General features: G+C 64.9%; 14 protein-coding genes and 1 riboswitch. Of the genes, 12 read left to right on the plus strand and 2 right to left on the minus strand.

What is annotated here, in order from left to right; all coding sequences use genetic code 11:
* Positions 1–3 precede the first annotated feature (3 nt).
* Complete coding sequence (locus tag GLR48_RS15095) at positions 4–888, minus strand: YicC/YloC family endoribonuclease (RefSeq protein WP_237062646.1); 885 nt, start codon at positions 886–888, stop codon at positions 4–6.
* A gap of 204 nt (positions 889–1092) precedes the next feature.
* On the opposite strand from GLR48_RS15095, the gene GLR48_RS15100 reads away from it, so the two are divergent.
* The 5 genes from GLR48_RS15100 (at position 1093) to GLR48_RS15120 (ending at position 5043) form a co-directional block, all read left to right on the plus strand.
* Positions 1093–1731 (plus strand): PAS domain-containing protein, encoded by a 639-nt coding sequence (locus GLR48_RS15100; protein ID WP_237062647.1) that lies wholly within the window; start codon positions 1093–1095, stop codon positions 1729–1731.
* 186 nt (positions 1732–1917) lie between these two features.
* Positions 1918–2006, plus strand: a riboswitch (TPP riboswitch).
* Between the two features lie 46 nt (positions 2007–2052).
* Positions 2053–2835 carry a hydroxyethylthiazole kinase gene (gene thiM, locus GLR48_RS15105; protein ID WP_237062648.1) on the plus strand — a complete coding sequence of 261 codons (783 nt, stop codon included), beginning with the start codon at positions 2053–2055 and terminating at the stop codon, positions 2833–2835.
* Entirely contained in the window at positions 2826–3476 is a 651-nt protein-coding gene (thiE, locus tag GLR48_RS15110) for a thiamine phosphate synthase (RefSeq protein WP_237062649.1), read from the plus strand. Before thiM ends, thiE begins: the two co-directional genes overlap by 10 nt.
* Positions 3473–4276: a bifunctional hydroxymethylpyrimidine kinase/phosphomethylpyrimidine kinase gene (thiD, locus tag GLR48_RS15115; RefSeq protein ID WP_237062650.1), complete on the plus strand. Its 804-nt coding sequence runs from the start codon at positions 3473–3475 to the stop codon at positions 4274–4276. The genes thiE and thiD overlap by 4 nt, the downstream gene beginning before the upstream one ends.
* A 2-nt stretch (positions 4277–4278) precedes the next feature.
* Positions 4279–5043: a 3-oxoacyl-ACP reductase gene (locus GLR48_RS15120; protein ID WP_237062651.1), complete on the plus strand. Its 765-nt coding sequence runs from the start codon at positions 4279–4281 to the stop codon at positions 5041–5043.
* Positions 5044–5165: 122 nt separating this feature from the next.
* On the opposite strand, the gene GLR48_RS15125 is transcribed toward GLR48_RS15120, so the two are convergent.
* On the minus strand, positions 5166–6536 hold the full coding sequence (locus tag GLR48_RS15125) for a class II 3-deoxy-7-phosphoheptulonate synthase (protein WP_237062652.1): 1371 nt from the start codon (positions 6534–6536) through the stop codon (positions 5166–5168).
* Between the two features lie 187 nt (positions 6537–6723).
* Between GLR48_RS15125 and GLR48_RS15130 the strand changes: the two genes are divergently transcribed.
* The 7 genes from GLR48_RS15130 (at position 6724) to GLR48_RS15160 (ending at position 13598) form a co-directional block, all read left to right on the plus strand.
* The gene (locus tag GLR48_RS15130) at positions 6724–7725 is read left to right on the plus strand and encodes a GlxA family transcriptional regulator (protein WP_237062654.1); all 1002 of its coding nucleotides are present in this window, start codon (positions 6724–6726) and stop codon (positions 7723–7725) included.
* Between the two features lie 132 nt (positions 7726–7857).
* Complete coding sequence (locus tag GLR48_RS15135) at positions 7858–9054, plus strand: ABC transporter substrate-binding protein (RefSeq protein WP_237062655.1); 1197 nt, start codon at positions 7858–7860, stop codon at positions 9052–9054.
* A gap of 85 nt (positions 9055–9139) precedes the next feature.
* A complete protein-coding gene (locus tag GLR48_RS15140) occupies positions 9140–9925 on the plus strand; it encodes an ABC transporter ATP-binding protein (protein ID WP_237062656.1) in 786 nt (261 codons plus the stop codon).
* A gap of 118 nt (positions 9926–10043) precedes the next feature.
* Positions 10044–10865: an ABC transporter ATP-binding protein gene (locus GLR48_RS15145; RefSeq protein WP_237062657.1), complete on the plus strand. Its 822-nt coding sequence runs from the start codon at positions 10044–10046 to the stop codon at positions 10863–10865.
* Positions 10866–10867: 2 nt separating this feature from the next.
* Positions 10868–11257 carry a hypothetical protein gene (locus GLR48_RS15150; protein ID WP_237062658.1) on the plus strand — a complete coding sequence of 130 codons (390 nt, stop codon included), beginning with the start codon at positions 10868–10870 and terminating at the stop codon, positions 11255–11257.
* Positions 11257–12267 (plus strand): branched-chain amino acid ABC transporter permease, encoded by a 1011-nt coding sequence (locus tag GLR48_RS15155; protein ID WP_237062659.1) that lies wholly within the window; start codon positions 11257–11259, stop codon positions 12265–12267. The genes GLR48_RS15150 and GLR48_RS15155 overlap by 1 nt, the downstream gene beginning before the upstream one ends.
* Positions 12264–13598, plus strand: a complete 1335-nt coding sequence (locus GLR48_RS15160) for a branched-chain amino acid ABC transporter permease (protein WP_237062660.1) — start codon at positions 12264–12266, stop codon at positions 13596–13598. Before GLR48_RS15155 ends, GLR48_RS15160 begins: the two co-directional genes overlap by 4 nt.
* Positions 13599–13637 lie beyond the last annotated feature (39 nt).

Here is a 13637-nt window from a genome sequence, read left to right on the forward strand (position 1 = left end):
GGGTTATTCCACGTTCTGGATCTGCTCGCGCATCTGGTCGACGACCAGTTTCAGCGCAAGGCCCACCTGCGTCAGCTCCGTATCCTGCGACTTGGCACAGAGCGTGTTGACCTCGCGGTTCAACTCCTGTGCGAGGAAGTCGAGGCGGCGACCGGCGGGGGCGTCATCCTCAATGATGTCCCAGGCGGCGGCGACATGAGCCTTCAGGCGGTCCAATTCCTCGGTCACGTCCTGTTTGACAGCCAGCACCGCCAGTTCCTGTACCAGACGGGCATCGTCGGCGGCGGTCACCTCCATGATGCGGGCATAGGCTTCGCGCAGGGTCTGGCGCACGCGCGGCTGGCGCGCCTCGGCCAGCGTGCGGGCCTGATCCACATGGGCACGTATGCGGTCCAGCTGGTCGGCCACGATGCGTTGCAAGGCATCGCCCTCCTGCTTGCGCATGGCGCGGAAGTCCGACAGCAGCGGCCCGATATCCGTGGTCAGCGCCGCGATCAGCGCGTCGTCGTTCCCCGGTGCCGGGGTGCCCACCACACCGCGCGATGACAGCACGTCGGCGGCGGTTGGCTGGCCGAGTGTCACGCCAGCTGCAAAGGCGCGTTCCTGCACCAGATCCAGCGCGCGCAGCACGCGGTCCAGTTGCGCCTCGTCAATATTCAGATCCACCGCGTCAGAGGTCCGCGTCAGCCGCAGGCTGACCGTGACCGTGCCCCGGTGCAGCGCCTTGCCAAGGGCCGTGCGCAGCGTCTGTTCCAGCCGGTCCATGCCGTCTGGCAGACGGGTGCGGATATCCAGACCGCGTCCGTTCACGCCCCGCATCTCCCAGTGCCAGCTGGCGGTGTCGGTCTGGCCGGTGCGGCTGGCAAAGGCGGTCATCGAATGCGTCATGCGGGGTCCCCGTTGGTCGTGGCAGCACCTAAGGGAATTCCGACGCCCGGGGCAAGGGGCCGCCGCACCTGTCATCGTCCCGGGGGCCGATTAACCGCTTAAGACTTTCTTAAGTGATTTCGGCCGATAAAAATTTAATATTCTCTTAACAAACGCATCCCCCCGGCGGGATTGCCGTCCCCGTTGCCAGAGAAGGTTTTTGCCATGTTCGACCGCAGTGATACCCGTTCCGACCATCACACCACCGCGCACCGCCTGCCCCAGGCCGAACAGGCCGTCCTGCGCCTGCTGGAGGCGGACTGGCGGCAGATGTGCAGCGGCACCGAGATTCCGGTTCACGCGCAGCTGGACCCCCACGCCCTGCACGACGCCCTGCCCCATGCGTTCCTGCTGCACCGCACGGCCCCGTCGGCGGTGCGCATCCGCGTCGCGGGCCAGCGCCTGCACGACCTGCTGCGCATCGACCCGCGCGGCATGTCCTTCGGCACGTTCTTCACCGCGGCAGCGCGCGATGTGGCGATGAACATTGTCGAGTCCGCCTTCGACGCCCCCGCCATCGTGGGCCTGCCGCTCACCGCCGCGCGCGGACTGGGCCGCCAGCCGATGAAGGCGGAACTGCTGCTGCTGCCGATGCGTGACGCCGCCGGTCAGACCACGCGCATGATGGGCGCGCTGGTGGCCGCCGGCCCGCTGGGCAACCGCAGCTATCGCTTCGACATCGCCGAGGATGCGACCCTGCGGTTCGACGATCTGGACCTGCCCTTCGCCGACCGCCGCAGCCACCGGGCCCGCCCGGTGCCGGGGCAGCGGCCGATGCTGCGGCTGGTCGTCAACAACGGTTGAGGCGACGTCAGGCCTGATGCGACGCCCCGTCTATTGACTGCGCCCTGATCGACGCGTCGCGCCAAAGTTCGCGTCGCCTCCTTTCCGCCAGCGATGCGCTTGGCATGGGTTGCGGCGAAGTCGCTTTGGCCCGCCAGCCATGACATGCGGTCGCCTTGACACCGGTCGTATTCTGCATGACCCTCTTGTCAGAGCCAGGGGCGCCGCAAGGCTGAGATGCACCCTTTGAACCTGAACCAGATAATGCTGGCGGAGGGAGGTTGTGTCTGACTTTGGGTTTTGGCGCATCTCTCCGTCTTGTCAAAGATTGGAGAGACACTCATGACACCCAACGAGGCCCTGCGGGCGATGCGGGCCCAGACGCCGCTGGTTCACTGCATCACCAATTATGTCGCCATGAATATCGCAGCGAATGTCACGCTGGCGGCAGGTGCGTCCCCCGCGATGATCCACGCCGTCGAAGAGGTTGGCGACTTTGTGCCCGTCGCAGGTGCTTTGACGATCAATATCGGGACGCTGTCCGCACCGTGGCGCGACGGGATGCTGATCGCAGCACAGGCGGCTAAAGCGCATGCCGTGCCTTGGGTCCTCGACCCGGTCGCCCATTTTGCCACACCTTATCGCGCGAATGTGGCGCAGGACCTTCTGGCGCACGCCCCCAGTATCATCCGCGGCAATGCGTCTGAAATCATCGCCTTGGCCGGCGGGGCTGGCGCTGGCAAGGGGGCCGACAGCGGCGACCGCGTGTCCGATGCGCAGGGGAACGCAACCGATCTTGCGGTGCGGCAAAGCTGCGTCGTTGCGGTGACCGGTCCGGTCGATTTTGTCACGGATGGATCGCGGTCCGTCACCGTGCGGGGCGGGTCCGACCTGATGCCGAAAGTCACGGCGCTGGGGTGTTCCCTGACCGCCGTCATGGGAGGATACGCCGCCGTCGCATCACCGTTTGATGCAGCCGTCGCGGCCCTCGTTCATTTCGCCACAGCCGGAGAACGCGCCGCTGCAACAGCCACTGGCCCCGGCAGTTTCGCGGTTGGCTTCCTCGACCAGCTTTACGCGATCCAACCCGCAGATCTGGATGAGAGCCGGCTGACATGGCTTTGATCCGCGACCATCTCAGGCTGTATCTTGTGACGGATCCTTCGTTGTGTGCGCAGCATGGCCTGGTTGCGGTCGTGACGGCGGCCGTGCGCGGTGGTGTCACCTGCGTTCAGCTGCGCGACAAGACGGGATCCACACGAGACCGCATAGCCGCAGCCCGTGCGGTCAAGCAAGCGCTGGCGGGCAGCGGCGTGCCACTGATCATCAACGACGACGTTGATGCCGCCTTGGCCGCCGATGTGGATGGACTTCATCTGGGTCAGGATGACTTCATGGTCACTGCGGCGCGCGCGCGGCTGGGACCCGACAAGATCATCGGTCTGTCGTGCGAAACGGTGGATCAGGTGCGCGCCGCCGATCCGGACGCGGTGGATTATCTCGGCCTCGGGACCGTGTTTCCGACAACGTCGAAGGCCGATCACAAGCCAAGCATCGGCATGGACGGTCTGGCGGCACTGGCGCGCGTCGCCGCCTTGCCCTGCGTGGCCATCGGCGGACTGAAGCACGATCACGCGGCGGGCGTGCTGGCCGCCGGATGCGACGGCATGGCCGTCGTGTCCGCAATCTGCGGTCAACCGGACCCCGAACGGGCCGCCCGGGCCCTGCGCCACGCCCTGACTGTTTCAAACGGAGACGACAGATGATCAGAAATGTCCTGACAATCGCCGGATCGGATCCATCCGGCGGCGCCGGCATTCAGGCCGATCTGAAGACCTTTGCCGCGAACGGAACCTACGGCATGGCCGCGCTGACGGCGCTGACGGCCCAGAACACGCAAGGCGTCAGCGCTGTGGAATGGGTGCCGTCCGCGTTCGTGGCGGCGCAGATCAAGGCCGTCTTCGACGATGTGCGCGTCGATGCGGTCAAGATCGGCATGATCGCGACAGCCGAGATTGCCCGCGTGATCGCAGATGCCTTGGCAGTGCATCGCGACATCCCCATCGTTCTCGACCCGGTGATGGTCGCGAAGGGTGGCGCGTCGTTGCTGGCAGAGGATGCAATCACGGCCCTGCGCGACGCGCTTTTGCCGCTCGCGACCCTTGTCACCCCCAACTTGCCCGAAGCTGCACAGCTTTTGGGACGGGACGAGGCCACAGACCGGGCGGCGATGGCGGATCAGGTCAGGGCACTGGCCGATCTTGGCCCCGCAGCGGTGCTTGTAAAGGGCGGGCATCTGGCGCAGCCGGACAGCCCCGATGTGCTGTTCGCGCAGGGGCAGTTGCATTGGTTCGACGCGCCGCGCAGGCCGGGAAAAAACACGCATGGGACTGGATGCACGCTGTCATCCGCCATTGCGGCCCAACTGGCGCAGGGGGCTGACATCGCCACGGCGGTCGATGTGGCCAAACGCTATGTCACCGGCGCGATCGGTGCCGCAGACGCGCTGTCCGTCGGGCGCGGGCATGGGCCCGTCCATCATTTTCACACCCTCTGGAAGGACTGACGATGTCGCAAGCAATCAACGCGCAGACCGTGCTGGTGACCGGCGCGGGGCGCGGGCTTGGCGCGGCCATCGCGACCGCGTTCGCCAACGCAGGGGCCGGCGTGGTCATCAATTATCGCAACAGCCAGTCGGCGGCGCAGGCCCTGGCCCACCGCCTGGGGGACCGGGCGATTGCGGTGCGCGCGGACGTGACGGACGCCGATGCCGTCGCCGCGATGGTCGCAGAGGCGACCGACCGGCTGGGTCCGATCACGACCGTCGTTCACAACGCGCTGGCTGATTTCAGCTTCAACGGCGATGCGAGAAAGACTCTCGCCAGCCTGCCTGCCGCCGACATGCTGACGCAGCACGCGACAGCGGTGCTGGGCGCGCTGAACGTGATCAAGGCGGTGGTTCCGGCGATGGAGGCCGCGCACTTTGGCCGCATCATCACCATCGGGACCAATCTGCTGCAAAATCCCGTCGTGCCCTACCACGATTACACATCCGCAAAGGCCGCCCTGCTGGCGCTGACGCGCACCGCTGCCGCAGAACTGGGACCGAAGGGCATTACCGTCAACATGGTCTCTGGCGGTCTTTTACGCACCACCGACGCCAGTGCCGCGACACCGGAGGCGGTGTTCGATCTGATCGCCAGCAGCACCCCCCTGGGGTCGGTCACCACACCAGAGGAAGTCGCGGACGCGACACTCTTTTTTGCCAGCCCATGGGCGCGGGCCGTGACCGGGCAGAACCTGATTGTCGACGGTGGGCTGGTCTTCGGTTGAATGGGCTATGGCGGCCACGTGGCTCTGCCATGCATGGTCGGTTTGTCCCGCTCAGCAGTCCTCTGTGATATAAAAAAGGCGCCCCTAACGGGACGCCTTTTTTCATACGCATTGCCGGCTGATCAGCTGGCCTTAGCGTCGGCCATTTTGACGCGGCGTTCGCCCAGTTCCTCGGCCACCAGAAAGGCCAGTTCCAGCGACTGGCTGGCGTTCAGACGCGGGTCACAAGCGGTGTGATAGCGGCTGGACAGGTCCTCGTCCGTCACCGCGCGCACGCCGCCGGTGCATTCGGTGACGTCCTTGCCCGTCATCTCGAAATGCACGCCGCCGGGGATCGTGCCCTCGGCATTGTGGATGTCAAAGAATTCGCGGACCTCGCGCAGCACACTCTCGAAGGGCCGTGTCTTGTAGCCCGAGGAAGATTTGATCGTGTTGCCGTGCATCGGATCGCAGGACCAGACGACCTTTGCGCCTTCCTCTTCCACGGCCTTGATCAGACGCGGCAGGTGATCGCCCACCTGCCCCGCGCCAAAGCGCGCGATCAGCGTCAGGCGCCCCGCCTCGTTGTCGGGGTTCAGCGTGTTCATCAGCGCCTTGAGGTGGCCTGTGGTCATGCTCGGCCCGCACTTCAGCCCGATCGGGTTCATCACGCCCTTGCAGTATTCCACATGCGCGCCGTCCGGCTGCCGCGTGCGGTCGCCGATCCAGATCATGTGGCCCGATCCCGCCAGCCACTTGCCAGAGGTGCTGTCCACGCGGGTCAGCGCCTCTTCGTATTCAAGCAGCAGCGCTTCGTGAGAGGTATAGAACTCCACCGTCTGCAACTCGTGGTTCGTCTCGGTGCTCAGCCCCGCCGCTTCCATGAAGTCGAGCGTATCGCTGATCCGGTTCGCCAGATCGCGGTATTTCTCGGCCTCCGGCTTGTCGGTGAACCCCAGCGTCCAGGCGTGGACCTTGTGCACGTCGGCATAGCCGCCGGTCGAGAACGCGCGCAGCAGGTTCAGCGAGGCTGCGGCCTGCAAATAGGCCTGTTCCATCCGGGCAGGATCGGGAATGCGCGACTCGGGCGTGAAATCGAAGCCGTTGATGATGTCGCCGCGGTAGCTGGGCAGTTCCACGCCACCCACGACCTCGGTCGGGGCAGAGCGCGGCTTGGCCATCTGGCCCGCCATGCGGCCCAGTTTCACCACCGGCACCTTGGCGCCATAGGTCAGCACCATCGCCATCTGCAGCATCACCTTGAAGGTGTCGCGGATGCCGTCGGCGCTGAACTCGGCAAAGCTCTCGGCGCAGTCGCCGCCCTGCAGCAGGAACGCCTGACCGCGGCTGACCTTGGCCAGATGCGATTTCAGGCGGCGCGCCTCACCCGCAAAGACCAGCGGCGGATAGGAGGACAGCTTGCGCTCGACCGCGTCGAGGGCTGCCGCATCGGTATAATCCGGCATCTGCACCCGCGGCTTCGCGCGCCAGTCCGATTTTTTCCAGTTGGTCATCTGACCCTCCCGTGGCCGGTCCGTGTACATAAGAGCGGCGCTTATAGCGCGGGCGCTGCGGCGGGCCAATGGGGAATCGGGGGCGAAAAACGGCGGATTGTGTCGCAAAAGGTCATTATTCAGGCAGGCCCCCCTTGTGGCATCCGGGGATAACGGATTGTGTTCCCGCACAGCCAGCGGGGCCGCCATGCAAGTCGCACCACAGATCATCGAGACCCTTCACATCGGCAAACCGCGCCGGTTTGTCTTCGTGTTGCTGGACCAGTTCACCATGCTGTGCTTTTCCGCCGCGATCGAAAGCCTGCGCATCGCCAACCGCACCGCCGGGCGCAAGCTCTATGACTGGACGATCCTTGGCGAGGGCGGAGAGACCGCCACCTGTTCCAACGGCTGCACTTTCCGGCTGGACGGCGACCTGATCGAACTGGACCGCGACGACACGATCATGCTGTGCGGCGGCATCGACATCGCAGAGGCCACGACGCGGCGGATGCTGAACTGGCTGCGCCGCGAGGCGCGCCGCGGCACCGCCGTCGCTGGGCTGTGCACCGCCGGTTACACCATGGCGCGCGCGGGACTTCTGAACGGGCGTAAGGCCACCATTCATTGGGAAAATCAGGACAGCTTTGCCGAGGAATTCGAGGATGTGAACCTGACGAAATCGGTCTTCGTGATCGACGGCAACCGGATCACGACCGCCGGCGGCACCGCCTCCATCGACCTGATGCTGAAGATCGTCGCCGATGACCACGGCGAGGATCTGGCCAATGCCGTGGCCGACATCCTGATCTATTCCTCGATCCGCACGGATCAGGATACCCAGCGCCTGTCGATCCCCACGCGGATTGGCGTGCGGCACCCCAAACTGAGCCGCGTGATCCAGCTGATGGAAAGCAATATCGAGGATCCGATCAGCCCCGCCACCCTCGCCCATGACGTCGGCATGTCGACCCGGCAGCTGGAACGCCTGTTCCGCCGCTACCTGTCGCGCAGTCCGAAACGCTATTATATGGAGTTGCGCCTGTCCAAGGCGCGCAACCTGCTGATGCAGACCGATATGACGGTCATCAACGTGGCATTGGCCTGCGGTTTCGCCTCGCCCTCGCACTTTTCCAAGTGCTACCGGTCGCACTATGACACCACCCCCTACCGCGAGCGGGGTGCCCACGCGGGCCGTCCGCAAGCCTGACGTGCAAGGTGGTCCGAACGGCCCGCAAACCTTGCGTCAATCGGGCGGAACGCCTTGAAATCCCCGCTTCACAATCCGTTTATCGCTGTTAGTCTGCCCGACAGAATAATAAACCAACCTGGGAGACTTTCGATGAACAAACTGCTTCTGGCGACCGCCGCCACCGCCCTGATGGCTGGACAGGCCTTTGCCGCAGCCCACACCGGCGACGTCAAGATCGGGGTCGAACTCGGCTTTACCGGTCCGCTGGAATCCATCACCCCCGCCATGGGTGCCGGTGCCGACCTTGCGATCAAGGAAGTGAACGACGCAGGCACGCTGCTGGACGGCGCCACCGTCACCGCGATCCGCGCCGATTCCACCTGCATCGACGCCGGTGCGGCGACTGCCGCTGCCGAAGGTCTGGTCACAGGCGACATGGTCAACGCGATCATGGGCGCCGATTGTTCCGGCGTGACCGGCGCGATCCTGCAGAACGTCGCCCGCCCCAATGGCATCGTGATGATCTCCCCCTCCGCCACCTCGCCCGCGCTGTCCTCGGCCGAAGATGACGGGCTGTTCTTCCGCACCGCGCCGTCTGACGCCCGTCAGGGTGTGGTGATGACCGAAATTCTGATGGACAAGGGCATCAAGACGGTCGCGCTGACCTATACCAACAACGACTACGGCAAGGGTCTGGCCGACAGCTTCGCGGCCGCCTACACCGAAGCGGGCGGCACCGTGACGATCTCTGCCGCGCACGAGGACGGCAAAGGCGACTATTCGTCCGAGGTCGCAGCGCTGGCCGCCGCCGGCGGTGACGTGCTGGTCGTGGCCGGTTACACCGACCAGGGCGGCAAGGGCATCATCCAGAACGCCCTCGACACCGGGGCCTTCGATACCTTCGTGCTGCCTGACGGCATGGTCGGTCAGCAGCTGGTCGACGATATCGGCGCGGGCCTGAACGGGTCCTTCGGCCAGTTCCCCGGCACCGACAGCCAGGGCGCGGAACTGTTCCAGGCGATGGCGAAAGAGGCAGGCTTTGACGGCACCGGCGCCTTTGCACCGGAATCTTACGACGCCGCAGCACTGATCATGCTGGCGATGCAGGCCGCAGGGTCGAACCAATCCGCCGATTTCAAGGACAAGGTCATGGACGTCGCCAACGCGCCGGGCACCGAGATCTTCCCGGGCGAACTCGCCAAGGCGATCGAACTGCTGAAGGCCGGCGAGGACATCGACTACGTCGGTGCGACGGCGGTGGAGCTGATCGGACCGGGCGAATCCGCCGGCAACTACCGCGAGATCGAGATCAAGGACGGCAAGATCGAGACCGTGAAGTTCCGCTAAGCGAACTGACGGACGGCGCGGGAGCAATCCTGCGCCGTTTCAATAATTTACGGCACGCCTTGCGCGTGCCGGACGGGGACACTGCATGATTGTCGTGGAAAACATGGTGAAGACCTTTGGTGGTTTTCACGCGGTGGATGGCGCAAGCCTGACGATCCGCGAAGGGTCGATCACCGGATTGATCGGGCCGAACGGCGCCGGAAAGACCACCCTTTTCAACGTGATCGCAGGCGTCCTTCAACCCACCTCCGGCACGGTGACGATGCAGGGACAGGATATCACCGGGCTGCCGCCGCACGATCTGTTCCACCGCGGCCTGCTGCGCACCTTCCAGATCGCCCATGAATTCCCCTCCATGACCTGCCGCGAGAACCTGATGATGGTCCCCGGCGCCCAATCGGGCGAAAGCCTGTGGAACACCTGGTTCGGCCGCAAACGCATCGCGGACGAAGAACGCGCCTTGCGCGCCAAGGCCGACGAAGTGCTTGATTTCCTGACCGTCAGCCATCTGGCCGACCACAAGGCGGGCCAGATTTCCGGCGGGCAGAAGAAGCTGCTGGAACTGGGGCGCACGATGATGGTGGACGCCAAGATCGTGTTCCTCGACGAAGTTGGCGCCGGCGTGAACCGGACGCTGCTGAACACCATCGGCGACGCGATCCTGCGGCTCAATCAGGAACGGGGCTATACCTTCGTGGTCATCGAACACGACATGGATTTCATCGGACGCCTCTGCGATCCGGTCATCTGCATGGCCGAAGGGCGCGTGCTGGCGCAGGGCACGCTGGCGGAAATCAAGGCCAACGAGCATGTGATCGAGGCCTATCTGGGCACCGGGTTGAAGAACAAGGATCAGGTGGCCTCCGCATGAGTACGCTGGCTGTCTTGCGGGCGGCGGCAGGGGGGCTGTCTGCCCCCTCTGCGCTGGCGCGCATTCACCCCCGAAAGTATTTTCGACCAGAAGAAGACCCGACCGAAAGGGCAGCGGCATGTCTGACAACCCTTACCAGGACGGCCGCGGCAACAAGGACCGGTCGATCACCAAACCCGGCGGCGGCTCGGCCCAGCCGGTGCGGCACGGCGCGTCAAGCCCCGCCCCCGGCACACCGTTCCTGATCGGCGACGCCATGACTGGCGGTTATGGCAAGGGGCCGGACATCCTGCACGCCTGCACTATCGCCGTCGAACCCGGCGAGATTGCCGTGATCGTGGGGCCCAATGGCGCCGGCAAATCGACGGCGATGAAGGCGATGTTCGGGATGCTGGACGTGCGGTCGGGCCACGTCATGCTGGATGGCGAGGATATCACCGCCCTGTCGCCCCAGCAGCGGGTGGTCAAGGGCATGGGGTTCGTGCCGCAGACGCACAACATCTTCACCTCCATGACGGTGGAGGAGAACCTCGAAATGGGTGCCTTCATCCGGCGTGACGATTTCCGCGATACGATGGCGCAGATCTACGACCTGTTCCCGATCCTGAAGGAAAAGCGGCTGCAGCCGGCGGGCGAATTGTCCGGTGGGCAGCGCCAGCAGGTTGCCGTGGGCCGTGCGCTGATGACGAAGCCCAAGGTCCTGATGCTGGACGAACCCACGGCGGGCGTCAGCCCCATCGTGATGGACGAGCTGTTCGACCGCATCATCGAGGTCGCACGCACCGGCATCCCGATCCTCATGGTGGAACAGAACGCACGGCAAGCGCTTGAGATTGCGGACAAAGCCTATGTCTTGGTGCAGGGTGCCAACGCCCACACGGGCACCGGCAAGGAGCTGCTGGCGGACCCAGAGGTTCGCCGCAGTTTTTTGGGCGGGTGACGATGCGACGTCTGTCTTCTGTCCTGTTTGCCCTGACGGCGATGGCAACGACGGCCTTTGCCGAAGGTGCGGTGCAGGTTCTTGACTGCACGCAGACGACCACCTGCGATGCCGCAGGCGCCTGCGGCCCGGACGACGCGGCCATCGTCTTTACGCTGACCCCCGTCGACGTCGGTCCCGGTGGCGCAGGTGAATACACCATCGCCCATGGCGGCGCGGCCTACCCGATGACGAACACGGACACGATCGGTCCCTTCGTCTGGGCAGAGGGGGCCGATGACGTGCAGACCCTCATGCCGACGGGTCCAAATACACTGCTCTGGGTGCGTCAGAACTCTGTGACGGCGCTCACCGCAACCACTCATTTTCTGACCTGCAAGGATCCGGCCTGATGGAATTTCTCAACGGCCTCGTCTTCCTGACCAACTTCGTTATCGTGCCGGCCCTTGCCTATGGCGCGCAGCTGGCGATCGGGGCGCTGGGGGTCACGCTGGTCTATGCGATCCTGCGGTTTTCCAATTTTGCCCATGGCGACACCATGGCATTCGGCACCGCCGTCACGATCAAGGTGACGGCCCTGCTGGTGGCGCTGGGCATCACGCTGGGGCCGCTGCCGACGGCCCTGCTGGCGCTGCCCGTGGGGATCATCGCGACGGGGCTGTTGCTTCTGGGGACCGATTGGCTCGTGTATAAATTCTACCGCGAGCAGAAGGCGAAGCCGGTGATCCTCGTGATCGTCAGCCTTGGCGTCATGTTCGTGCTGAACGGCGTGACACGCGTGTTCATCGGCGTGCGCGACATCCAGTTCGCGGACGGCGCGCGGTTCCTGTTCACCGTGCAGCAGTTCAAGGCCTGGACCGGTCTGGACGAGGGGCTGGCGATCCGCACCACACAGGCGATCACGCTGGTCACGGCGGCGATCACGGTTGCCGTGCTGTTCTGGTTCCTGAACAGGACGCGCACCGGCAAGTCGATGCGCGCGTTCTCAGATAACGAGGATCTGGCCCTGCTGTCGGGCATCGACCCGGACAGGGTGGTGCGGGTCACATGGCTGATCGTGGCGGCGCTCGCGACCATTGCCGGCGTGCTTTACGGTCTGGATAAATCCTTCAAGGCTTTCACTTACTTCCAGCTACTTCTTCCCATTTTTGCCGCCGCCATCGTCGGCGGGATCGGCAACCCGGTGGGCGCCATCGCCGGCGGGTTCCTGATCGCCTTTGCCGAGGTCACCGTGACCTATCCGCTGAAGAAGGTGCTGACCTACTGGCTGCCCGATGGCATGGGGCCGGACGGCCTCGTGCAGCTGCTGTCCGGTGACTACAAGTTCGCCGTCAGCTTCATGATCCTGCTGATCGTGCTGCTGTTCAAACCGACCGGCCTGTTCAAGGGGCAGAACATATGACCGACCGTGTCCGCACCGCACTTTTCGCGGGGTTTGTTGCCTTGCTGATCCTTGGCACCGGGTTTCTAGACAATTGGAACCTGGCACTGGTGATCCTGAACTACGGTCTGATCTCGGCCATCATGGCGCTGGGGGTGAACCTGCAATGGGGCCTCGCGGGGCTGTTCAACGTGGGCATCATGGGGTTCGTGGCCCTTGGAGGTCTGGCGTCCGTCCTGATCTCGATGCCGCCCGTGGCAGAGGCGTGGTCCGCCGGCGGCGGGCGCACCTTGCTGGGCCTCGCCATCGGGGCGGCGGTGATCGTGGCGCTGGTGACGGTCTACAAGCGCATGACGCGCGGCCGGACCCGCAACATCGTCATGCTGGTCCTGATGATCGCCGGGTTCTTTGCCTTTCGCAGCGTCTTCGACGGCGGTGTCGCGGCGATCGAGGCGGTCAATCCGTCCCTGACCGGCTACCTTGGCGGGTTGAACTTCGGTGGCGACGCGGGCCGTGACTGGTGGTGGATGCCGATCATCGCATGGCCCGTCGGTGGTTTGCTGGCCGCAGGCGCCGCCTGGGCCATCGGCAAGACGGCGCTGGGGCTGCGGTCGGACTATCTGGCCATCGCGACGCTGGGCATCGCGGAAATCATCATCGCCGTTTTGAAGAATGAAAACTGGATGTCACGGGGCGTTCTGAACGTGACCGGCCTGCCCCGGCCCGTCCCTTACGAGACGGACCTGCAGGCCGATCCGGCCTTTGTCACCGCGGCTGCGGACCTTGGGATCGACCCCACGACGGCCTCGACCCTTGCGGTGAAACTTGCCTATGCGGGCCTCTTCGCCGTGTTCCTGATCGTGCTGCTGATCCTCGCGCAGCGCGCCCTGCATTCCCCTTGGGGCCGCATGATGCGCGCGATCCGCGACAACGAGGTCGCGGCAGAGGCGATGGGCAAGGACGTGACCCGCCGCCACCTGCAGGTCTTCGTCATCGGCTCGGCGATCTGCGGGCTGGCGGGGGCGATGATGACGACGCTGGACGGGCAGATGACGCCCGCCGCTTACCAGCCGCTGCGGTTCACCTTTCTGGTCTGGGTCATGGTGATCGTCGGCGGGTCCGGCAACAACATCGGTGCGGCCCTTGGCGGTCTGTTGATCTGGTGGCTGTGGGTCGCGGTCGGCGAATACGGGCCGGACCTGATGATCTGGGCGACCTCTGCCCTGCACGCCGACAGCGCGCTAAAGGCCAGCCTGATCGATTCCGCGCCGCAGATGCGGTTCATCGTGATGGGGACGGTTTTGCTGCTGATCCTGCGGTTCAGCCCGCGCGGCATCTTGCCCGAAAAGTAGGCGCGTGGCGTCTATCGCCTTGCGCTTCGCGCCCCTACA

Origin of the sequence: Loktanella sp. M215, from assembly GCF_021735925.1 — a bacterium.
GTDB lineage: Bacteria > Pseudomonadota > Alphaproteobacteria > Rhodobacterales > Rhodobacteraceae > Loktanella.